The following is a 19580-nucleotide window of genomic DNA, read 5'->3' on the forward strand; positions in this document are numbered from 1 at the left end:
GCCGGCAGACGCAACTGCAGCCGCACGGCGCCGGTCGGGGCTGGAGCCGGACGATCAGACGAGACGGCTCTGGTCCCGTGCCGCCGCGACGAAGCTCCTGAACAGCGGGTGCGGCTCGAAGGGGCGCGACTTCAGTTCGGGATGGAACTGCACGCCGATGAACCAGGGGTGGTTATCGAGCTCGACGATCTCGGGCAGGAGCCCGTCGGGCGAAACGCCGGAAAAGCGCATGCCCTTGGCCTCGAGGCGCTCGCGATACTCCATGTTCACTTCATAGCGGTGCCTGTGCCGCTCGGAGATCTCCGTGGAGCCGTAGACGGCGGCCACCTTGCTCCCGGGGGTGAGGCGCGCCTGATAGGCGCCGAGCCGCATGGTGCCGCCGAGGTCGCCACCGGCCTGTCGCTTCTCGAGCTCGTTGCCCTTCAGCCATTCGGTGAGAATGCCGACCACGGGCTCGGGCGTCGGGCCGAACTCGGTCGAGTTGGCCTCCCTGACCCCCGCCAGCGACCGGGCGGCTTCGATGACCGCCATCTGCATGCCGAAGCAGATGCCGAGATAGGGAAGCTTGCGCTCGCGGGCAAAGCCCGCGGCCCTGATCTTGCCTTCGGCGCCACGATGGCCGAAGCCGCCGGGCACGAGGATGCCGTGCACATGTTCGAGGAACGGCGCCGGGTCCTCGCGCTCGAAGATCTCGCTCTCGATCCAGTCGAGGTTGACCTTGACGCGGTTGGCGATGCCGCCGTGGGTAAGCGCCTCGATCAGCGACTTGTAGGCGTCCTTCAGGCCCGTGTACTTGCCGACGATGGCGATGGTGACCTCGCCCTCCGGGTTCTTCACGCGTTCGGATATCGCCTTCCAAGGTTCGATGTTGGGAGCCGGCGCGCCCTCGATGCCGAAGGCGGCGAGCACCTCCGAGTCGAGGCCTTCCTCGTGATAGGCGATCGGCACGTCGTAGATGGAGGCGACGTCGCGCGCCTCGATGACCGCCGTCTCGCGCACGTTGCAGAAGAGCGAGAGCTTGCGCCGCTCCTCGCGCGGGATCGGGCGGTCCGTGCGGCAGAGCAGGATGTCCGGCTGGATGCCGATGGACCGCAGCTCGGCGACGGAATGCTGCGTAGGCTTTGTCTTCAGCTCGCCTGCCGACGGGATGTACGGCAGGAGCGTCAGGTGAATGTAGATGGCGTGATTGCGCGGCAGCTCCTGGCCGAGCTGGCGGATCGCCTCCAGGAAGGGCTGGCTTTCGATGTCGCCCACCGTGCCGCCGATCTCGACGAGCACGAAATCGTAGCCCTCGTTGCCGGAGAGCACGAAGTCCTTGATGGCGTTGGTGACGTGCGGGATGACCTGGATCGTGGCGCCGAGATAGTCGCCACGCCGCTCCTTGGTCAGGATGTCGAGATAGATGCGGCCGGTGGTGATGTTGTCCCCGCGGTTGCAGGGATGCCCGGTGAAGCGCTCGTAGTGGCCGAGGTCGAGGTCCGTCTCGGCCCCGTCGTCGGTCACGAAGACCTCCCCATGCTGGTAGGGGCTCATCGTGCCCGGATCGACGTTGAGATAGGGGTCCAGCTTGCGCAGGCGGACCTTGTAGCCGCGCGCCTGCAGAAGCGCCCCGAGGGCCGCAGAGGCCAGGCCCTTCCCGAGGGAGGACACCACGCCGCCGGTGATGAAGACGTACCGCGCCATGGGGATTCTCGTTTACTCCGTGCCGTTCGATTCGGGGAGTGGGACGGAGCCGCTCGCCGGCCCCATTCTACTCCACGCCCAAAAACGTGATCTCTCCGCCGGCGGCAGGCCGTCGGCGGCCACAAGCTCACGTCGATGTCGTCTCTACAAAAAGAGAGGGCCGGCGAACCGGCCCTCGATCTCGTGCCTCACTGCGCTGTCGGCGCTTGCGGCGCTGCCGGCGCCTGCGGGCTGCCGGTGTCGCCCTGCAGGCGCTTCAGCTCGTCGAGAACGCCGCCGCCGGTCGGGGCCGACGGAGCGCCGGAGGTCGCCGGAGCGCCGCCGGGCGCGGCCGTGTCGAGAATCGAGCGCGGGCCGCGCGACTGGCCGGCCAGGATCGACAGGACGAGGCTGGTTGCGAAGAACAGGGCAGCCAGAACAGCCGTCGTGCGGGTGAGCACGTTGGTCTGGCCGCGGCCTGTCATGAAGCCGGACACGCCGCCGCCGCCAAGGCCGAGGCCGCCGCCCTCGGACCGCTGCAGCAGCACGACGCCGACGAGCGCGAGCACGACGATGAGATGAATGACGATGAGGACACTCTGCATGGCAACATCCAAAGCCCGGCCGCGGACGTGCGACGGCCGGGCTGAACCCGTTCGGCGGCGCGTTTAACACAAGGATCGCGGCGGATCAAAGGCGCCCGTCGCAAATCCGCGGCGCGCCGCCCTCCTCAGCCCCTGTAGGCTGCGGCGATCCCCAGGAAATCCGCGGCCGCAAGGCTCGCGCCGCCGACGAGCGCGCCGTCGACATTGGCTACCGCCAGCAGTTCCTTGGCATTGGCAGGCTTCACGGAGCCGCCATAGAGGATGCGGATCGCCGCCCCCTCCTCGCCGTAGCGCGCCACGAGCCGCTCGCGGATGAAAGCGTGCACCTCCGCCACGTCCGCCACGGTCGGCGTCAGGCCGGTGCCGATGGCCCAGACCGGTTCGTAGGCCACGACGAGATTCTCGCCCGTCGCATCGTCCGGCAGTGACCCGTCGAGCTGACGGCCGACGACCTCGAGCGTGCGGCCGGAATCGCGCTCCTCGCGCGTCTCGCCGATGCAGACAATGGGGGTCAGACCCGCCCGCCGCGCGGCCAGCGCCTTCTTGCGCACATCCGCATCGCTCTCCCCATGATAGATCCGGCGCTCGGAGTGCCCGACGATGACGGCGCTGGCGCCGGCGTCGGCGAGCATTTCGGCCGCAAGGTCGCCGGTGAAGGCGCCGGAGGGTTCGGCGTGGCAGTCCTGCCCGCCGATGGCGACGGGCGCATCGTTCACCGCTGCGGCGAAGGCGAGCAGCAGGGTCGCCGGCGGGCAGACGAGCAGGTCCACCCTGTCGCGCAGCTCGGCGTCGTAGCCGGCGATGATCTCGCCGAGCGTACGGGCCGAGGCCTTGAGGCCGTTCATTTTCCAGTTGCCGGCTACGAGGGGGCGCGGGTTCGCCATCGGTTCCTTCTCCGTGTGGTCCGCGGCGGACTAGCAGACCGCGCAACGCCGGGCAACGCACGGCATTGCGGGGCGGGCGGGGCATCACTATGATCCGCCGCCTTTTCCCGGACGGGCGCGTCGCACAGACGCCCGTCTCCTGCAGCGTTCGACACCACCGGATCGCCTCATGCTCAAGGGTTTTCGCAAGGCCGGACAGTCCTGGCTCGGCAAGCTCCTCATTGCCGTCATGTTCGGTTTCCTGATCCTGTCCTTTGCGATCTGGGGTGTGGGCGACATCTTCCGCGGCTACGGCAGCAACACGGTCGCCACCGTCGGCTCGACGGAAATCTCGGTCGAGACCGTGCGGCAGACCTATCAGAACGAACTGCAGACCCTCTCGCGCCGCTTCCGTCGTGCCATCACGCCGGAGGCGGCGCGCGCGATCGGCCTCGACCAGCAGGTCCTCGCGCGCCTCGTCACGGAGGCGACCCTCGACGAGCGCGCCAGGGCCATGGGCCTCGCCGCCTCGGACGAGGCGATCGCCCGCTCGATCCGGGAGGATCCCACCTTCCGCAACGCGGCCGGACAGTTCGACCGTCTCGCCTTCGACGACATCCTGCGTGCAAGCGGCCTGACCGAGGCTGGCTATGTGCGCGAACAGCGCCGCGTCATGACCCGGCGCGAGATTGCCGACGGCGTGGCTGGCGGAACGAACGTGCCGCTCGCCATGCGCGAGGCGCTCCACCGCTACGGCGCCGAGCGGCGGGCCGCCGATTATGTCGTTCTGCCGGCGGCTGCGGCGGGCGAAATCGACAAGCCGGGCGATGCTGCGCTCAAGACCTATTTCGAAGAACGCAAGACGAGCTTCCGCGCGCCGGAATATCGCAAGGTGACGCTGCTCGCCCTGACGCCCGAGAGCGTTGCCCGACCAGCCGACGTGTCGGATGCGGACGCACGTGCGCGCTACGCGCAGATCAAGGACCGCTTCGGCTCGCCCGAGCGGCGCAAGATCCAGCAGATCGTCTTCCCGAGCGAGGCCGAGGCCAGGGCCGCGTCTGACAAGATCCGGGGCGGCGCCACGTTCGAGGCCGTCGCCGCGGAGCGCGGGATCGCCGAGAAGGATCTCGAACTCGGCACCTTCGCGCGAACGCAGCTCTTCGACGAAGCCGTCGCCGCTGCCGCCTTCGCCCTTCCCGAGGGGGGCGTCAGCCCGCCGGTCGCCGGCCGCTTCGGCATCGTGCTCGTGCGCGTCGTGACGATCGAGCCCGAGCGCGTGAAGCCCTTCGAGGAGGTTGCCGGCGAGGTCAAGGCCGAGGTCGCGCGCGAGCGTGCGCGAACGGCAATTGTCGACCTGCACGACAGGATCGAGGACCTGCGTGCGGCCGCGAAGCCCCTGCCGGAGATCGCGTCGACCGTGGCCTCGACCGCGCGCACCATCGAGGCCGTCGACCGCAACGGCCTCGACAAGGCGGGCCAGGCGATCGGGGGACTGCCGGACAAGGACGCGCTGCTCGCGGCCGTCTTCGCGTCCGACATCGGGGTCGACAACGAGGCATTGCGCCTGCAGGACGGCGGCTATCTGTGGTTCGATGTCGCCGGCATCGAGCCGGCGCGCGACCGCGCGCTCGACGAGGTTCGCGACGAGGTCGTGAAGCAGTGGACCGCGGACGAGGTCGCCAGGCGCCTCTCGGACAAGGCGCGCGGCCTCGTCGAGCGCCTCGACAAGGGCGAGGCCTTCGCAGCGGTCGCCGCGTCAGTGAACCTGCCGGTGAAGAAGGCGGAGGGCCTCGCCCGCAGCACGCCGAAGGACGACCTGACCGCCTCTGTCGTCGGCCAGATCTTCGCCACCCCCGCCGGCAAGGCAGGCTCCGCGGCACTTGGCGACGGGGAGGCGCGCGTCGTCTTCCGGGTGATCGCCGCCACCGTGCCGCCGCTCGTCACATCCACGCAGCAGGCCGAGAACCTCGAACAGCAGCTTCGGATCGCGCTGACCGACGACCTCCTGTCCCAGTATGTCGCCAGGCTCCAGGCGGACCTCGGCGTCAGGATCAATCAGCAGGCCCTGCGCAACGCGCTCGGCGGCGGGGAGTTCTGACGCGCGATGCAGCTCGAACCCTCGTACGAGACGATCGCCGCGGCCTATGCCCGGGGCGCGGCGAGCGTGCTGCGCGCCACGCTCGTCGCCGACCTCGAGACGCCGGTCGCTGCCTATCTCAAGCTGACGGCGGGGGGCGCCTCCCCAGCCTTCCTGCTCGAATCGGTGGAGGGCGGCGCCGTGCGCGGCCGCTATTCGATGATCGGGCTCAAGCCCGATCTCGTCTGGCGCTGCCGCGACGGAAAGGCGGAGATCGACCGCGACGCCCTCACGGGAACGGGCTCCTTCGTCGCGGACGAGCGGCCGCCGCTCGAGAGCCTGCGGGCCCTCGTCGCCGAGAGCGCCATTGCCTTCGGGGCCGACATGCCGCCAATGGCGGCCGGCATCTTCGGCTATCTCGGTTACGACATGGTCCGGCTGATGGAGCGGTTGCCCCCGCCCCCGCCGGACGCCCTCGGGCTGCCCGATGCTGTCCTGGTGCGGCCGACCGTGATGGTCGTCTTCGACGCCGTGCGTGACGAGCTGTCTCTGATCACGCCGATCCGCCCCAAGGACGGCGTCTCCGCCAAGGCCGCCTACGAGGGCGCCGTGGCGCGCATCGAGGAGGCGCTTTCGGCGCTAGACCGTCATCTGCCGCACGACGCGCGCGCAGACGTGCTCGGCATCGCCGAGCCGCAGGCCGTTTCGAACACGACGCCAGCCGAATACCGGGCCATGGTCGGCAGGGCGAAGGAGTACATTCGCGCCGGCGACATCTTCCAGGTGGTCCTGTCGCAGCGCTTCGAGGCCCCGTTCCCGCTGCCTGCGCTCGCACTCTACCGTTCGCTCAGGAGGGTGAACCCCTCCCCCTTTCTCTGCTTCCTGGACTTCGTCGATTTCCAGATCGTCTGTTCGAGCCCCGAGATCCTCGTGCGCGTCCGCGACGGCAAGGTCACGATCCGCCCGATCGCGGGCACCCGCCGACGTGGCGCGACGCCAGCCGAGGATCGGGCGCTCGCGGAGGAGCTGCTCGCCGATCCGAAGGAGCGGGCCGAGCATCTGATGCTGCTCGATCTCGGCCGCAACGACGTGGGCCGCGTCTCGGAGATCGGCACTGTGACGGTGACCGACAGCTTCTTCCTCGAGTACTACAGCCAGGTCATGCACATCGTCTCGAACGTCGAGGGCAGGCTCGACGCCAGGCACGATGCGCTGGCGGCGCTCGTCGCCGGCTTTCCGGCCGGGACGGTCTCCGGTGCGCCGAAAGTGCGCGCGATGGAGATCATCGACGAACTCGAGAAGGAAAAGCGCGGTCCCTATGCCGGCTGCATCGGCTATTTCGGCGCCAACGGCGAGATGGACACCTGCATTGTGCTGCGCACGGCCGTGGTGAAGGACGGCCGCATGGCTGTGCAGGCTGGCGCGGGAATCGTCTACGATTCCGACCCGGAGTCCGAGCAGCAGGAATGCGTCAACAAGGCCAAGGCCCTGTTCCGTGCGGCGGAGGATGCGGTACGCTTCGCCGCCAGGGCGCGACGCGGCCAGTAGAGACGAGGATGGGCGGAACCATGACGACGACCGGCTTTCGATGGCGCCGCGCTTGACCCGCCCGCAACGGGCCGTCACACCAAGGCTTCCTCGAACGCGGTCGCACCCATGGCCCGGATCGTCCTGATCGACAACTACGATTCATTCACCTGGAACCTCGTCCATCTGATCGGCGGGCTCGGCGTCGAGGTTGAGGTCCATCGCAACGATGCGGTGACGACCGACGTGGTTATCGCCTCCGCGCCCGACGCGGTCGTGCTCTCCCCCGGGCCGTGCACGCCGAGGGAGGCCGGCATCTGCCTCGACCTCGTCGGGCGTGCCGGCGGCGACGTGCCGATCTTCGGCGTCTGCCTCGGCCTGCAGGCGATCGGGCAGGTCTACGGCGGCAATGTGGTGCGGGCGCCCGTGCCGGTGCACGGCAAGCTCTCGACTGTCCGGCACCGCGCGGCCGGGATTTTTCGCGGCATCAACGGCCCGTTCCAGGCGACGCGCTACCACTCGCTCGTGGTCGAGCGCGGCACCTGCCCGCCCTCTCTGGACATCACAGCCGAGACCGACGACGGCCTCATCATGGCCCTCTCCCATCGCGACCACCCGGTACACGGCGTGCAGTTCCATCCGGAGAGCATCCTCTCCGAGCACGGCGCGACCATGATGAAGAACTTCCTCGATCTCGCCGCGGCCTGGAACGCAACCAGACGCATCCGGCGCGCGAGCTGAGGCAACGACGCATTCGGGATTGATCATGGACGCCTTCAAGCCCTTCATCGCCAAGGTCGCGACCGGTGCCTCGCTCACGCGCGAGGAGGCCAGCGCAGCCTTCGACGCGCTTCTCTCCGGCGAGGTCACGCCTGCCCAGGCCGGCGGCTTCCTCATGGCGCTGCGCGTGCGCGGCGAGACTGTCGACGAGATCGCCGGCGCCGTCTCTGCCCTGCGGGCGCGCATGCTGCGCGTCAAGGCGCCGGCGAATGCCATCGACATCGTCGGCACGGGCGGTGACAACTCCGGCAGTTACAACGTCTCCACCCTCTCTTCCATTGTCGTGGCGGCCTGCGGCGTGCCGGTCGCCAAGCACGGCAATCGCGCCGCCTCGTCGAAGTCAGGCGCGGCCGACGTGCTCGCGGCGCTGGGCGTCAAGATGAGCACCGAGCCGCGCTCGATCGAGCGCTGCATCGCGGAGGCCGGCGTCGGCTTCATGTTCGCGCCCTCGCACCACGCCTCCATGCGGCATGTGGCGCCGGTGCGTGTCGAGCTCGGCACGCGCACGCTATTCAACCTGATCGGCCCGCTGTCGAATCCGGCCGGTGTCCGGCGCCAGCTCTTCGGCGTTTTCTCCGAGAGCTGGCTTGAGCCCCTGGTCGAGGTGCTGCGTAGCCTCGGCTCCGAGCGCGTCTGGGCCGTGCACGGTTCGGACGGCCTCGACGAGCTGACGACGACGGGGCCGACCGCGGTGGTCGCGCTCGAAGACGGCAAGATCCGCAAGTTCACGGTCACGCCGCAGGATGTCGACCTGCCCCCCGCCCGCGTCGAGGATCTGCGCGGCGGCGATCCCGAGCACAATGCGCGCGCCCTGCGTGACGTGCTCAACGGGGAAGCCTCGGCCTACCGCGACATCACGCTCCTCAACGCGGCCGCAGCCCTCGTCGTCGCCGAACGGGCTGGGCATCTGCGCGAGGGCGTCGAGCTCGCCGCGAGGGCGATCGATTCCGGCGCGGCGCGGGCAACGCTCGACAAACTCATCGCCGTGTCGAACGATTGATGGCAGGGCCGAAGTGATGAGCGACATCCTCGCCAGGATCGAAGCCTACAAGCGCCGCGAGATCGCCGCGGCCAAGGAGGCCGTGCCGCAGGCCGAGATCGAGCGCCGCGCGCTCGCCGCGCCGCCCGTGCGCGGCTTCGCCGCGGCGATCGAGCGGCACATCGGCGCGGGCCGCCCGGCCCTCATCGCCGAGATCAAGAAGGCGAGCCCGTCGAAAGGTCTGATCCGCGCCGAGTTCGACCCGCCGGGGCTCGCCCGCGCCTATGCGGCTGGCGGCGCCACCTGCCTGTCCGTGCTCACCGACGAGCCGTCCTTCCAGGGTCGGCCGGACTACCTTTCCGCGGCGCGGGCCGCCTGCGACCTGCCCGCGCTGCGCAAGGACTTCATGTTCGAGCCCTACCAGGTCTTCGAGGCGCGCGCCTGGGGGGCCGACTGCATCCTCGTCATCATGGCGAGCGTGACGGACACCGAGGCGAAGGCGCTCGTGGAGACGGCTCATACCCTCGGCATGGACGTCCTTGTCGAAGTGCACGACGGCGCCGAGCTCGACCGGGCGCTGCCGCTCGGCACGCGGCTCATCGGCATCAACAACCGCAACCTTCGCAGCTTCGAGGTGTCGCTCGACACCTCGGAGGAGCTCGCCCTGCGCGTTCCGGCGGACCGCATCGTCGTCGGCGAGAGCGGCATCTTCACCCATGCCGACATCGAGCGCTTGATTCGCGTCGGCATTCGTACCTTCCTCGTCGGCGAGAGCCTCATGCGGCAGGTGGACGTGACGGCGGCCACGCGGCGTCTGCTCTTTGGCGAGGCTCCGGAGGCGGCCCGCGCATGAGCAGGCTCACCCACATTGATCCCACGACCGGCGCGGCGCGGATGGTCGACGTCTCGGACAAGGCCGTGACGGCGCGGACCGCCGTCGCCGAAGGATGTGTCGTGATGCGGCCGGAGACCCTGGCGCTCATCCGCAGCGGCGACGCGAAGAAGGGCGACGTGCTGGGCGCGGCGCGCATCGCCGGGATCATGGCGGCGAAGCGCACGCACGAACTCATTCCGCTCTGCCACCCGCTCAACCTCAGCAAGGTCGCCGTGGATCTTGCGCTCGACGACGGCCTGCCCGGCGTGCGCGTGCGCGCCGAGGCGAAGCTCGCCGGCCAGACGGGGGTCGAGATGGAGGTGCTCACGGCCGTCTCCGTCGCCTGCCTCACCGTCTACGACATGGTGAAGGCCGCCGACCGCGCCATGCGCATCGAGGGCATCCGTCTCCTCCGGAAGAGCGGCGGCAAGTCGGGCGATTTCCGCGCGGGAGATGTTGCATGAGCCTCCTGCCGGTGGTCGAGGCGCTGCAGCGCGTGCTGGCGAGCGTGGCCACGCCCGTCGAGGCCGAGGCGGTGCCGCTCGCGACCTGCCGCGGCCGTACGCTCGCCGCCGATCTCGCCGCGCTGCGCACGCAGCCGCCCTTCCCCGCCTCGGCGATGGACGGCTATGCCGTACGCGCCGCCGACGTCGCCGCATTGCCGGCGACGTTGCGGGTGATCGGCACGAGCGCCGCCGGCCACGGCCATCGCGGCACGGTCGGCGCGGGCGAGGCTGTGCGCATCTTCACCGGCGCACCGGTGCCCGATGGCGCGGACACGGTCGTCATCCAGGAGAACACAGAGCCGGGCGAGGGCACCGTCCTCGTCAGGGAAGTGTCGGCGACGCGCCATATCCGCACTGCGGGCCTCGATTTCCGGCAGGGCGACGTGCTCATTCGCGCCGGCCGGCGCCTCGATGCGCGCCTCCTGGCGCTCGCCGCAGCGATGGGGCATTCGAGCCTGCCCGTCCGCCGCCGGCCGCGGGTCGCCATTCTCGCCACGGGCGACGAGCTCGTCCCGCCCGGGAGCGAGGCCCGCCCCGACCAGATCGTCGCCTCGAACAGCTATGCGGTCGCTGCGATCGTCGAGGAGGCGGGCGGCGAGCCGATCGATCTCGGCATCGCCGGCGACAGTTTCGCTGCCCTGGAAGGGGCGATCGCCCGCGCCCGTGCGGCAAGGGCGGACGTGCTCGTGACGCTCGGCGGCGCATCGGTCGGCGAGCACGACCTCGTGCAGTCAGCGCTCGCCCGCGAGGGCATGCAGCTCGGCTTCTGGCGCATCGCCATGCGCCCCGGCAAGCCGCTCATGCACGGGCGCCTCGGCGATATGATCATCCTGGGGCTGCCCGGCAATCCGGTGTCGAGCATCGTCTGTTCGGTGCTCTTCGTCGCGCCTGCGGTGCGCGCCCTGTGCGGCGACCCCGAGGCCGGGCGCGATCCGAGCGAGGAGGCCGTGCTCGGCGTCGACCTGGCCGCCAACGACCAGCGGCAGGACTATCTGCGGGCCAGGCTGGACGAGCAGCCCGCCGGACCGCCGCGCGTGACGCCCTTCGGCCGGCAGGACAGCTCCATGCTGGCGACGCTCGCCGAGGCCCAGGCCCTGCTGATCCGCCCACCCTACGCCCCTGCGGCGACGGCCGGCAGCGCCTGCCGCATCATCCGTTTCGACAGGCGCTGAGCGCGGCGGTCGAAGGACAAAGGCGGCGCGCTTGCCGCGCGCCGCCTTTCCTTCAATGCTGCGGAACCTCCGGCCGGGCCGCAGCCTTACTGCGGCAGCTTGTCGTCGATGCCCTTCACGTAGAAGTTCATGCCGAGGATCTGCTCGTCGGAGAGTCCGTCGCCGCCCTTGCACTCCACCTGGCTGCCGTCCTGCTTGAAGACCGGGCACTTGAACGGCTTGAGCTTGCCCGAGCGGATGGCCTCCTCCGTCTCCTTGGCGAGCTTCGCCACGTCCTCGGGCATGTTGGTATAGGGCGCCATCACGACCATGTGCTGCGCGAGTCCGCCCCAGGTGTCTTGTGCCTTCCAGCTGCCGTCGAGGACGGCCTTGGTGCGGGCGACGTAATAGTCGTTCCAGTTGTCGATGATCGCCGTGAGCTGGGCCTTGGGCGCGAATTTGATCATGTCGGAGGCCTGCCCGAAGGCGAGCTTGCCGCGCGCCTCGGCGGCCTGCAGCGGCGCCGGGCTGTCGGTGTGCTGGGTAAGCACGTCGACACCCTGGTCGAGAAGCGCCTTGGCGCCGTCCGCCTCCTTGCCCGGGTCGTACCAGCTGTTGACGTAGACCACCTTGAGCTTGACGGCCGGGTTCACCGACTGCGCGCCGAGGAAATAGGCGTTGATGCCGGCCACGACCTCCGGGATCGGATAGGCGCCGACATAGCCGATGACGCCCGTCTTCGACATCTTCGCCGCGATCTGGCCGCTGATGTAGCGCCCCTCGTAGAAGCGCGCCGCATAGGTCGAGACGTTCTTCTCGCGCTTGAAGCCGGTGGCGTGCTCGAACATCACGTTCGGGTATTTCTTCGCCACCTTCAGCGTCGGCTCCATGTAGCCGAAGGAGGTGGTGAAGATGAGCTTGTGGCCGGTACGCGCCAGTTGCTCGATGGCGCGCTCGGAATCGGCCTCCGGCACGCTCTCGACGTAGCTCGTCTCGACCCTGTCGCCGAGCTCCTTCTCGATTGCCTTGCGGCCCTGGTCGTGCTGGTAGGACCAGCCGTGGTCACCTACGGGGCCCACATAGATGAAGCCGACCTTGAGCTTCTGCTGGGCCGACGCCGGCCCGGCCATAATGGCGAGCGCAGCCACGGCCACGGCTCCCAGAACTGCACGCTTCATGATCTGACCCCCATCGGAAGCAGCGAGGATTGAGAAGGAGCTGCCACGCGCGCCCCCCGCGTCGCGCGCGCGCTCGAAATTCAACGTTATCAATTCATCGATCAGGAACGAAGGGCGTGCCGAGTGACCCCGGCGCGCCGACCGCCCGGCGCTTGCCGAGCGAAAGCAAGACCAGGGCCACGACCGTCGCGAGATAGGGCAGCGCCGAGAGCGTCTGCGACGGCAGGCCGATGGAGGCGGCCTGGGCGTGAAGCTGCAGCACCGTGGCCGCGCCGAACAGATAGGCGCCGGCGAAGGCGCGGCCCGGCCGCCAGGCGGCAAAGACGACGAGCGCGAGCGCGATCCAGCCGCGCCCCGCGGTCATGCCGGGTGACCAGAAGCGCGTGTAGACGAGCGAGAGATAGGCCCCGCTGAGCCCCGCGCAGGCGCCACCGAAGACGATGGCGAGTAAGCGGACGCGAACGACGGGCAGGCCGAGCGAATGCGCCGAGGTGTGGTTCTCGCCCACCGAGCGCAGCGTCAGGCCGGCGCGCGTGTGGAAGAGGAACCAGGCCACGGCGAGGGCGAGGAGGAGCGAGACGTAGACGAAGGCGTCCTGCCCGAAGAACAGCCTGCCGACGACGGGCAGATCGGTCAGGCCTGGAATGTGGAGATGCGCGATGGGTTCGCGGCGCGCGCCGATGAACGGCGCTCCGATGAGCCCGGCGAGGCCGAGTCCGAGGATGGTGAGGGCAAGGCCCGAAGCGACCTGGTTCGTGGCGAGGCCGAGGACGGCGAAGGCGAAGAGGCTCGCGAGCAGGACGGCCGCGATCATGCCCGAGAGCACGCCGAGGGCTGTGGAATCGAAGACGACCGCGCCGGCGAAACCGCAGGCCGCGCCCATGGCCATCATGCCCTCGACGCCTAGGTTGAGAACGCCGGCGCGCTCCGCGACGAGCTCGCCCAGGGCTGCGAGCAGCAAAGGCGTCGAGGCCGTGACGATGGTGAGGAGAACCGCCTCGAACATGCTCACGCCGGTGCCCTCCCCGCGAGCACGCCCCGGCGCACGAGACGGATGCGGTACGAGACGAGCGCATCCGCCGCGAGCACGCAGAAGAGCAGGATACCCTGGAAGGCCTTGGTCAGGTCGAAGGGCAGGCGCAGCGAGATCTGGGCCGCTTCGCCCCCGATGAAGGTGAGCGCCATGACAAGACCGGCAAAGAGGATGCCGAGAGGATGCAGGCGCCCGAGAAAGGCGACCGTGATGGCCGTGAAGCCATAGCCGGGGGAAATGGAGGGCTTGAGCTGGCCGATCTGGCCGGAGACCTCCACGATGCCGGCGAGCCCTGCGAGGCCGCCCGAGATGGCGAAGACGGCGAGTGCCGTGCGGCGCTCGTCGAAGCCGGCGAAGCGAGCGGCCCGAGGGGCGTCGCCCGTGACGCGCAGGCGGTAGCCGAAGAGGGTCCGCGTCATGACGACCCAGGCGACGGCCGCGGCGGCGAGCGCGAAGAGGACGCCGACATGCAGGCGCCCACCGTCGCCGAGAATCGGGAGCGTCGCCGCCGTGTCGAAACCGACCGACTGGGGAAAGTTGAAGCCCTTGGGGTCACGCCACGGACCGCGCACGAGATAGTCGAGCATGAGTTCCGCGACATAGACGAGCATCAGGCTCGTCAGGATCTCGCTCACGCCGAAGCGCACGCGCAGGAAGGCCGGGACGAGCCCCCAGAGTGCCCCGCCCAGGATGCCGAGCCCGAGCATCGCCGGCAGCACCCAAGCGCCGGCCTCGGTGCCGTGTGTGGCGAGGGCGAGGGCGCTGCCGCAGATGGCGCCCACGACATACTGCCCCTCCGCCCCGATGTTCCACAGGCTGGCACGGAAGCAGAAGGACAGGCCGACGGCGATGAGCACGAGCGGCGTCGCCTTCACCACGAGCTCCTGCAGCGCCCAGGGGTCGGACAACGGCTGCAGCACGTAGATGTCAAGCGCCGTCAGCGGCGAGCGCCCCATCAGCGCGACGATGATGCCGCCCAGGGCGAAGGAGAGGATGAGCGCGCCGATCGGGGCAAGGAGCCTCGCCGCCGGCGAGACGGTGGCGCGCGGCACGAGCTCAAGACGCATGAACCACTCCCGCCTCCTCCGCCGCCTTCAGGGCGGATTCGTCCAACGCTCCCGTCATCAGCAGGCCCACCGCCTCGCGCGTCAGTTCACGCGTCGGCCGCGGCTCGCTCACCTGTCCGGCATGGATGACGGCGATGCGGTCGGCGACTTCGAAGAGCTCGTCGAGATCCTGGCTGATGACGATAACCGCACTGCCGCGCGCGGCGAGATCGACGAGCGCCTGGCGGATGACCGTCGCGGCGCCCGCGTCCACGCCCCAGGTCGGCTGGTTGACGACGAGGACGGCAGGTTCGCGCAGGATCTCGCGGCCGACGACGAATTTCTGCAGATTGCCGCCGGAGAGCGTGCGCGCCCTCGGGTCGGGCCCCTCCTTGCGCACGTCGAAGGTATCGACGATGCGGAAGGCGAGCTTGCGGGCGGCGTCGGCCAGAATGAAGCCGCGGGCCACCAGCCCGCCCGTGCCATGGCGCGACAAGAGCGCATTCTCGCCCAGCCTGTGGTCCGGCACCGCACCATGCCCCAGGCGCTCCTCGGGCACGAAGGCAGCACCGAGACGCCGGCGGCTCGTCACATCGAGAAGACCGACGGCGGTGCCGTCAATGCGCACCGCGTCGGCAGCGGCCGCAAGCCGCTCTCCCGACAGCGCGGCGAAGAGCTCGCCCTGGCCGTTGCCCGCGACGCCCGCGATGCCGAGGACCTCGCCGCCGCGCACGCCGAGCGCGACCTCGCGCAGGGACTGACCATGCGGTTCCTCGGGCGGAAGCGACAGCCCCTTCACGACGAGCCGCTCGGGCCCCATTGCGTGGCCCGGAACCGCCTTCACCTCGCCGATCTCCACGCCCACCATCAAGGCGGCGATCTCTCGCGCGCGCACGCTGCGCGGGTCGATAGTGGCCACGACCTTGCCAGCCCGCAGGATCGTCGCCGTCCGGCACAGCCGCCGCACCTCTTCAAGGCGATGCGAGATGTAGAGGATGGCACAGCCGTCGGCCGCGAGCTTCTCCAGCGTCACGAACAGTCTCTCGGCCTCCTGCGGCGTCAGCACGGAGGTCGGCTCGTCGAGGACCAGAAGACGCGGGTTCTGCAGCAGGCAGCGCACGATCTCGATGCGCTGGCGCTCGCCGGCGGAAAGCGTCCAGACGAATCGGCCGGGATCGAGCACCAGCCCGTACTCCTCCCCTACGGCCGCGATCCTCTCCGTGATCGCGGCAATCGGCAGATCACCGGGCATGGCGACCGCCACGTTCTCGGCAACCGTCAGGTTCTCGAACAGCGAGAAATGCTGAAAAACCATGCCGATGCCGAGCGCCCGCGCCTGCTGCGGCCCCTGGAGGGCGACCGGCTCGCCTTGCCAGAGGATCGCACCGTCGCTCGGCTCGAGGAGACCGTAGAGGATTTTCACCAGGGTCGACTTGCCGGCTCCGTTCTCGCCGAGCAGGGCGTGGATCTCACCGGGATGGATGTCGAGATCGACGTGATCGTTCGCCGTCAGCGTACCGAAGCGCTTGGTGATGCCGCGCAGCGACACGAGCGGAGGTGGAGCGGCGGCCGCTCGATCCCCTTCCCTCGGAACCATCTCGATCATCGCCTATCGGCTCTTCATCCGTGTCATGTGCAGAAGCCGGCGGAACGTCAGGCGGCCTGCGGCACGAGGACGGTCGCGCCGGTCGTGGCTCGGCTCTCGAGCAGGCGATGCGCCTCGGCAGCATCCTTCAACGGGTAACGGGCGTGAATCTCGATCTTCACCGCCCCGCTCGCCACCACGCCGAACAGGTCCTCGCTCATCGCAAGGACGTTCTCCCGCCTGGCGAGATGCGTGAAGAGCGTGGGACGCGTGGCGTAGAGCGATCCCTTCTGGGCGAGGAGGCCGATGTTGAAGGCGTCGATGGCGCCGGAGGCGGAGCCGAAGCTGACGAACATCCCGAACGGCTTGAGGCAGTCGAGTGATGCGGGAAAGGTCGCCTTGCCGACCCCGTCATAGACGACGTCGCAGCCCTCGCCCCTGGTGATCTCCTTCACCCGCGCAGCGAAATCCTCCTCGCGGTAGAGGATGACGTGGTCGCACCCGCTCGCCCTTGCGAGATCGGCCTTGGCCGCGGAACCGACCGTGCCGATGACCGTCGCCCCGAGGTGCTTCGCCCATTGGCATGCGATGAGCCCGACGCCGCCGGCCGCGGCATGGACGAGGATGGTCTGCCCCCTCTCCACCCTGAAGGTGCGGCGCAGGAGATATTGGGCGGTGAGGCCCTTCAGCATCATGGCCGCGCCGGTGTCGAAGTCGATCGCATCCGGCAGCTTGACCAGGAAATGCGCCGGCACGTTGCGTTCCTCGGCATAGGCGCCGAGTGTGGCGGCATAGGCGACGCGATCGCCCGGCGCGAAGCCGGTGACGCCCTCCCCGACGGACACGACTTCGCCCGCCCCCTCGTTGCCCGGCACGAAGGGCAGAGCCGGCACCGCATAGGCCCCCGTCCGATAATAGGTGTCGATGTAGTTGAGTCCGATGGCGCGGTTGCGCACCCGCACCTCGCCGGCCCCCGGCAGCTCGGCTTCGACATCCTCGTAGGACAATACCTCAGGACCGCCGTAGCGGTGCACACGAATCGCCTTCACGCGCGAGCCTCCCTTGCAGGCGACATGTTAGATATGCATGGGGCTTCTAGGCAACGCGGGAGACTCGCCATATACTACAAAATGTGGATGTAAATTACCCTCTCTCCCGGTCTTCCAACGATGTTGCAGCGCGCCCCTCACGAACCGACCTTCGTGGAGCTCTTCACACCGAAACTCGTGACGGTCCTGAGGGAGGGCTACGGCTTCCGCCAGTTTCGCGCCGACGCCCTGGCAGGACTGACCGTCGCCATCGTCGCCCTGCCCCTGTCGATGGCCATTGCCATCGCGAGCGGCGCGCCGCCGGAGCGCGGTCTCTACACGGCGATCGTCGCCGGCTTCCTCATCTCGGCGCTCGGCGGCAGCCGCTTCCAGGTTGGAGGCCCGGCGGGTGCCTTCATCGTCCTCGTGGCCGCCAGCATCGAGCGGCACGGCTTCGACGGCTTCCTGCTCGCCACGATGCTCGCAGGCTTCATGCTCGTAGCCATCGGCCTGCTGCGGCTCGGCACCTACATCAAGTACATCCCCCATCCGGTGACCGTCGGCTTCACGGCGGGCATCGCCGTCATCATCCTCGCGAGCCAGCTCAAGGAGCTCTTTGGCCTGCGGCTCGCCGGCAAGGAGCCGGCCGCGCTCGTGCCGAAGCTCGAGGCGCTCTGGGCGGCGCGGATCACCCTCGATCCGACGACCTGCGCGGTCGCCTTCGGCGCCATCGCCGTCATTGTCCTGGTCCGGCGCCTGCGCCCGCACTGGCCCGCCTTCCTCATCGCGGTGGGCCTCGGCGCCATCGCCACCTGGGCGCTCGGACTGCCGGTGGAGACCATCGGCACGCGCTTCGGCGGCGTGCCGAGCACGCTGCCGGCGCCGGCCCTGCCCGCCCTCTCGCTCGATAAGCTTCAGGCCGTTCTTCCAGACGCCTTCGCGCTCGCCCTGCTCGGCGGCATCGAGTCCCTGTTGTCGGCAGTCGTCGCCGACGGCATGAGCGGGCGGCGCCATCGCTCCAATTGCGAGCTCGTCGCGCAGGGCGTCGCCAATGTCGCCTCGGCCGCCTTCGGCGGGCTGACGGCGACGGGGACCATTGCCCGCACGGCGACCAACGTGCGCGCCGGCGCGACGGGCCCCGTCGCGGGCATGCTGCACGCCGCCTTCCTGCTCGTCTTCATGCTGGTGGCCGCGCCGCTCGCGAGCTTCATCCCGCTCGCAGCGCTCGGCGCCGTCCTTGCCGTCGTGGCCTGGAACATGGCTGAAGGCGCCGTCTTCCTCGCCATCCTGCGGCGCTCGCGCGGCGATGCGCTGGTGCTGCTCGCCACCTTCCTGCTCACGGTCTTCCGCGATCTGACAGAGGGCATCGCCGTCGGCGTCGTGCTCGGCAGTCTCCTGTTCATGCACCGCATGGCGGCACTCGTCGCCGTCGCCGGCGAAGCGACGCTGATGGCGACCGATCAGGCGGACGCGGGCGAGCGCACGGCCGCGACCTACGACGCGGCAGCCGCATCGGATCGTGACATTCTCGTCTACCGGATCGCAGGCCCGCTTTTCTTCGGCGCGGCGGCGAGCGTCGGCTCCGTGCTCGAGCGCATGGGCGACTATCCGCGCGCGCTCATCCTCGATGTCAGCGCCGTGCCGCTGGCCGACTCGACGGCGGCGCTGTCCCTGCGAACCTTCATCGACAAGGCGCGCCGCCACGGGGCGCGCGTCTACGTCGCGGGTGCCGTTCCGCCCGTGCGACGCACGCTGGCGCATGAGGGCCTGCGTGTGCCGGTCGTACGCTATGCTGCGACGGTCTCCGACGCCCGGGCCGCCGCCGCACGCGCCCTTGCCCCGGCGGTGGAGACGGCGGCCTCAAGCCGCGCCGCCTGAACCCGCGCCGCCTGAACCCGAGCCTTCCCGCACCACGGCCCGCTGCCTGTGCTGCAGGCGCTTGCGGCGGGCGAGCACGTTGATGAACTCCACCGCCACGGCGAAGGCCATGGCCGAATAGATGTAGCCGCGCGGGATGTGGAAGCCGCCGCCCTCGGCGCAGAGCGACACGCCGATGAGGATGAGGAAGGCGAGCGCCAGCATCTTCGTGGTCGGATGCTCCGCGATGAAGCGGCTCACGGTGCCCGCGGCAAAGTACATGACCGCCATCGAGATGACGACGGCGATGACCATGATCGCGAGGTCCTGCGCCATGCCGATGGCAGTGACGATCGAGTCGATCGAGAAGACGAGGTCGATCAGCGTGATCTGCAGAACGGCGGCGGTAAAGGCGCCGGGGGCCTCGCTGCGCCACTCCTCTTCGTCCGGCCCCTCGATCTCGCCGTGGATCTCGCTCGTCGCCTTGGCGATGAGGAAGAGGCCGCCGCCGATCAGGATGAGGTCACGCCAGGAGAACCCCTCGCCGAAGATCGTGAAGACGGGCTCGGTCAGCCGCATGATCGACGTCAGGGTGAAGAGGAAGATGACGCGGAAGACGAGCGCGAGCAGGAGCCCGATCTGGCGGGCCTGTTTGGCCTGGCTTGCCGGCAATCGCGCCACCAGCACGGAGATGAACACGACGTTGTCGATGCCGAGCACGATCTCCATGGCGGTGAGCGTGACGAGTGCGGCCCAGGCATTCGGGTCGGCAAGCCAGGCGAACATCGGGGGGATTCTCCGTGACGAAGCGCGGACAGGAGTAGGAAGC

The 19580-nt window shown here is 69.4% G+C and carries 17 protein-coding genes; 8 read left to right on the plus strand and 9 right to left on the minus strand.

Going from position 1 to position 19580, the window contains the following annotated elements; translation table 11 throughout:
* Positions 1-54: 54 nt before the first annotated feature.
* From QNA08_RS01150 to tpiA, 3 genes are all read right to left on the minus strand, one after another.
* Positions 55-1683: a CTP synthase gene (locus tag QNA08_RS01150; protein ID WP_283738847.1), complete on the minus strand. Its 1629-nt coding sequence runs from the start codon at positions 1681-1683 to the stop codon at positions 55-57.
* Between the two features lie 188 nt (positions 1684-1871).
* Positions 1872-2267 (minus strand): preprotein translocase subunit SecG, encoded by a 396-nt coding sequence (gene secG, locus QNA08_RS01155; RefSeq protein WP_283738848.1) that lies wholly within the window; start codon positions 2265-2267, stop codon positions 1872-1874.
* Between the two features lie 125 nt (positions 2268-2392).
* Positions 2393-3151 carry a triose-phosphate isomerase gene (tpiA, locus tag QNA08_RS01160; RefSeq protein WP_283738849.1) on the minus strand — a complete coding sequence of 253 codons (759 nt, stop codon included), beginning with the start codon at positions 3149-3151 and terminating at the stop codon, positions 2393-2395.
* A gap of 169 nt (positions 3152-3320) precedes the next feature.
* On the opposite strand from tpiA, the gene QNA08_RS01165 reads away from it, so the two are divergent.
* The 7 genes from QNA08_RS01165 (at position 3321) to QNA08_RS01195 (ending at position 11045) form a co-directional block, all read left to right on the plus strand.
* The gene (locus QNA08_RS01165) at positions 3321-5228 is read left to right on the plus strand and encodes a SurA N-terminal domain-containing protein (RefSeq protein WP_283738850.1); all 1908 of its coding nucleotides are present in this window, start codon (positions 3321-3323) and stop codon (positions 5226-5228) included.
* Between the two features lie 6 nt (positions 5229-5234).
* Positions 5235-6755 carry an anthranilate synthase component I gene (gene trpE, locus QNA08_RS01170; protein WP_283738851.1) on the plus strand — a complete coding sequence of 507 codons (1521 nt, stop codon included), beginning with the start codon at positions 5235-5237 and terminating at the stop codon, positions 6753-6755.
* 108 nt (positions 6756-6863) lie between these two features.
* Complete coding sequence (locus QNA08_RS01175; RefSeq protein WP_283738852.1) at positions 6864-7475, plus strand: anthranilate synthase component II; 612 nt, start codon at positions 6864-6866, stop codon at positions 7473-7475.
* Positions 7476-7500: 25 nt separating this feature from the next.
* Positions 7501-8514: an anthranilate phosphoribosyltransferase gene (gene trpD / locus QNA08_RS01180; protein ID WP_283738853.1), complete on the plus strand. Its 1014-nt coding sequence runs from the start codon at positions 7501-7503 to the stop codon at positions 8512-8514.
* A 16-nt stretch (positions 8515-8530) separates the two neighbouring features.
* Entirely contained in the window at positions 8531-9346 is an 816-nt protein-coding gene (gene trpC / locus QNA08_RS01185) for an indole-3-glycerol phosphate synthase TrpC (RefSeq protein ID WP_283738854.1), read from the plus strand.
* The gene (gene moaC, locus QNA08_RS01190) at positions 9343-9831 is read left to right on the plus strand and encodes a cyclic pyranopterin monophosphate synthase MoaC (protein WP_283738855.1); all 489 of its coding nucleotides are present in this window, start codon (positions 9343-9345) and stop codon (positions 9829-9831) included. Before trpC ends, moaC begins: the two co-directional genes overlap by 4 nt.
* Positions 9828-11045 carry a molybdopterin molybdotransferase MoeA gene (locus QNA08_RS01195; protein ID WP_283738856.1) on the plus strand — a complete coding sequence of 406 codons (1218 nt, stop codon included), beginning with the start codon at positions 9828-9830 and terminating at the stop codon, positions 11043-11045. Before moaC ends, QNA08_RS01195 begins: the two co-directional genes overlap by 4 nt.
* A gap of 86 nt (positions 11046-11131) precedes the next feature.
* On the opposite strand, the gene QNA08_RS01200 is transcribed toward QNA08_RS01195, so the two are convergent.
* The 5 genes from QNA08_RS01200 to QNA08_RS01220 all read right to left on the minus strand — a co-directional run bounded on the left by QNA08_RS01200 (position 11132) and on the right by QNA08_RS01220 (position 16915).
* Positions 11132-12202, minus strand: coding sequence for a BMP family ABC transporter substrate-binding protein (locus tag QNA08_RS01200; RefSeq protein WP_283738857.1), 1071 nt, complete (start codon positions 12200-12202; stop codon positions 11132-11134).
* A gap of 94 nt (positions 12203-12296) precedes the next feature.
* Positions 12297-13214, minus strand: coding sequence for an ABC transporter permease (locus QNA08_RS01205; protein WP_283738858.1), 918 nt, complete (start codon positions 13212-13214; stop codon positions 12297-12299).
* A complete protein-coding gene (locus QNA08_RS01210; protein ID WP_283738859.1) occupies positions 13211-14302 on the minus strand; it encodes an ABC transporter permease in 1092 nt (363 codons plus the stop codon). The genes QNA08_RS01205 and QNA08_RS01210 overlap by 4 nt, the downstream gene beginning before the upstream one ends.
* On the minus strand, positions 14292-15878 hold the full coding sequence (locus QNA08_RS01215) for an ABC transporter ATP-binding protein (RefSeq protein ID WP_283739293.1): 1587 nt from the start codon (positions 15876-15878) through the stop codon (positions 14292-14294). The genes QNA08_RS01210 and QNA08_RS01215 overlap by 11 nt, the downstream gene beginning before the upstream one ends.
* 56 nt (positions 15879-15934) lie before the next feature.
* Positions 15935-16915 (minus strand): quinone oxidoreductase family protein, encoded by a 981-nt coding sequence (locus tag QNA08_RS01220; RefSeq protein ID WP_283738860.1) that lies wholly within the window; start codon positions 16913-16915, stop codon positions 15935-15937.
* Between the two features lie 120 nt (positions 16916-17035).
* Here QNA08_RS01220 and QNA08_RS01225 point away from each other — a divergent pair, with 120 nt between their 5' ends.
* Positions 17036-18772 carry a SulP family inorganic anion transporter gene (locus QNA08_RS01225; RefSeq protein WP_283738861.1) on the plus strand — a complete coding sequence of 579 codons (1737 nt, stop codon included), beginning with the start codon at positions 17036-17038 and terminating at the stop codon, positions 18770-18772.
* Here the strand turns inward: QNA08_RS01225 and QNA08_RS01230 are convergent.
* Positions 18755-19537 carry a TerC family protein gene (locus tag QNA08_RS01230; RefSeq protein WP_283738862.1) on the minus strand — a complete coding sequence of 261 codons (783 nt, stop codon included), beginning with the start codon at positions 19535-19537 and terminating at the stop codon, positions 18755-18757. The genes QNA08_RS01225 and QNA08_RS01230 overlap by 18 nt on opposite strands.
* Positions 19538-19580 lie beyond the last annotated feature (43 nt).

It is taken from the genome of Chelatococcus albus (assembly GCF_030067675.1).
Lineage (GTDB): Bacteria > Pseudomonadota > Alphaproteobacteria > Rhizobiales > Beijerinckiaceae > Chelatococcus_A > Chelatococcus_A albus.

Excerpts from the sequence above, each read along its gene's own strand:
- QNA08_RS01165 (WP_283738850.1), top strand. The coding sequence starts at position 3,321 with ATGCTCAAGGGTTTTCGCAAGGCCGGACAGTCCTGGCTCGGCAAGCTC.
- tpiA (WP_283738849.1), bottom strand. The coding sequence starts at position 3,151 with ATGGCGAACCCGCGCCCCCTCGTAGCCGGCAACTGGAAAATGAACGGC.
- QNA08_RS01210 (WP_283738859.1), bottom strand. The coding sequence starts at position 14,302 with ATGCGTCTTGAGCTCGTGCCGCGCGCCACCGTCTCGCCGGCGGCGAGG.
- QNA08_RS01175 (WP_283738852.1), top strand. The coding sequence starts at position 6,864 with ATGGCCCGGATCGTCCTGATCGACAACTACGATTCATTCACCTGGAAC.
- QNA08_RS01230 (WP_283738862.1), bottom strand. The coding sequence starts at position 19,537 with ATGTTCGCCTGGCTTGCCGACCCGAATGCCTGGGCCGCACTCGTCACG.
- moaC (WP_283738855.1), top strand. The coding sequence starts at position 9,343 with ATGAGCAGGCTCACCCACATTGATCCCACGACCGGCGCGGCGCGGATG.
- secG (WP_283738848.1), bottom strand. The coding sequence starts at position 2,267 with ATGCAGAGTGTCCTCATCGTCATTCATCTCATCGTCGTGCTCGCGCTC.
- QNA08_RS01195 (WP_283738856.1), top strand. The coding sequence starts at position 9,828 with ATGAGCCTCCTGCCGGTGGTCGAGGCGCTGCAGCGCGTGCTGGCGAGC.
- QNA08_RS01215 (WP_283739293.1), bottom strand. The coding sequence starts at position 15,878 with ATGGTTCCGAGGGAAGGGGATCGAGCGGCCGCCGCTCCACCTCCGCTC.
- QNA08_RS01225 (WP_283738861.1), top strand. The coding sequence starts at position 17,036 with ATGTTGCAGCGCGCCCCTCACGAACCGACCTTCGTGGAGCTCTTCACA.
- trpE (WP_283738851.1), top strand. The coding sequence starts at position 5,235 with ATGCAGCTCGAACCCTCGTACGAGACGATCGCCGCGGCCTATGCCCGG.
- QNA08_RS01150 (WP_283738847.1), bottom strand. The coding sequence starts at position 1,683 with ATGGCGCGGTACGTCTTCATCACCGGCGGCGTGGTGTCCTCCCTCGGG.
- QNA08_RS01200 (WP_283738857.1), bottom strand. The coding sequence starts at position 12,202 with ATGAAGCGTGCAGTTCTGGGAGCCGTGGCCGTGGCTGCGCTCGCCATT.
- trpD (WP_283738853.1), top strand. The coding sequence starts at position 7,501 with ATGGACGCCTTCAAGCCCTTCATCGCCAAGGTCGCGACCGGTGCCTCG.
- trpC (WP_283738854.1), top strand. The coding sequence starts at position 8,531 with ATGAGCGACATCCTCGCCAGGATCGAAGCCTACAAGCGCCGCGAGATC.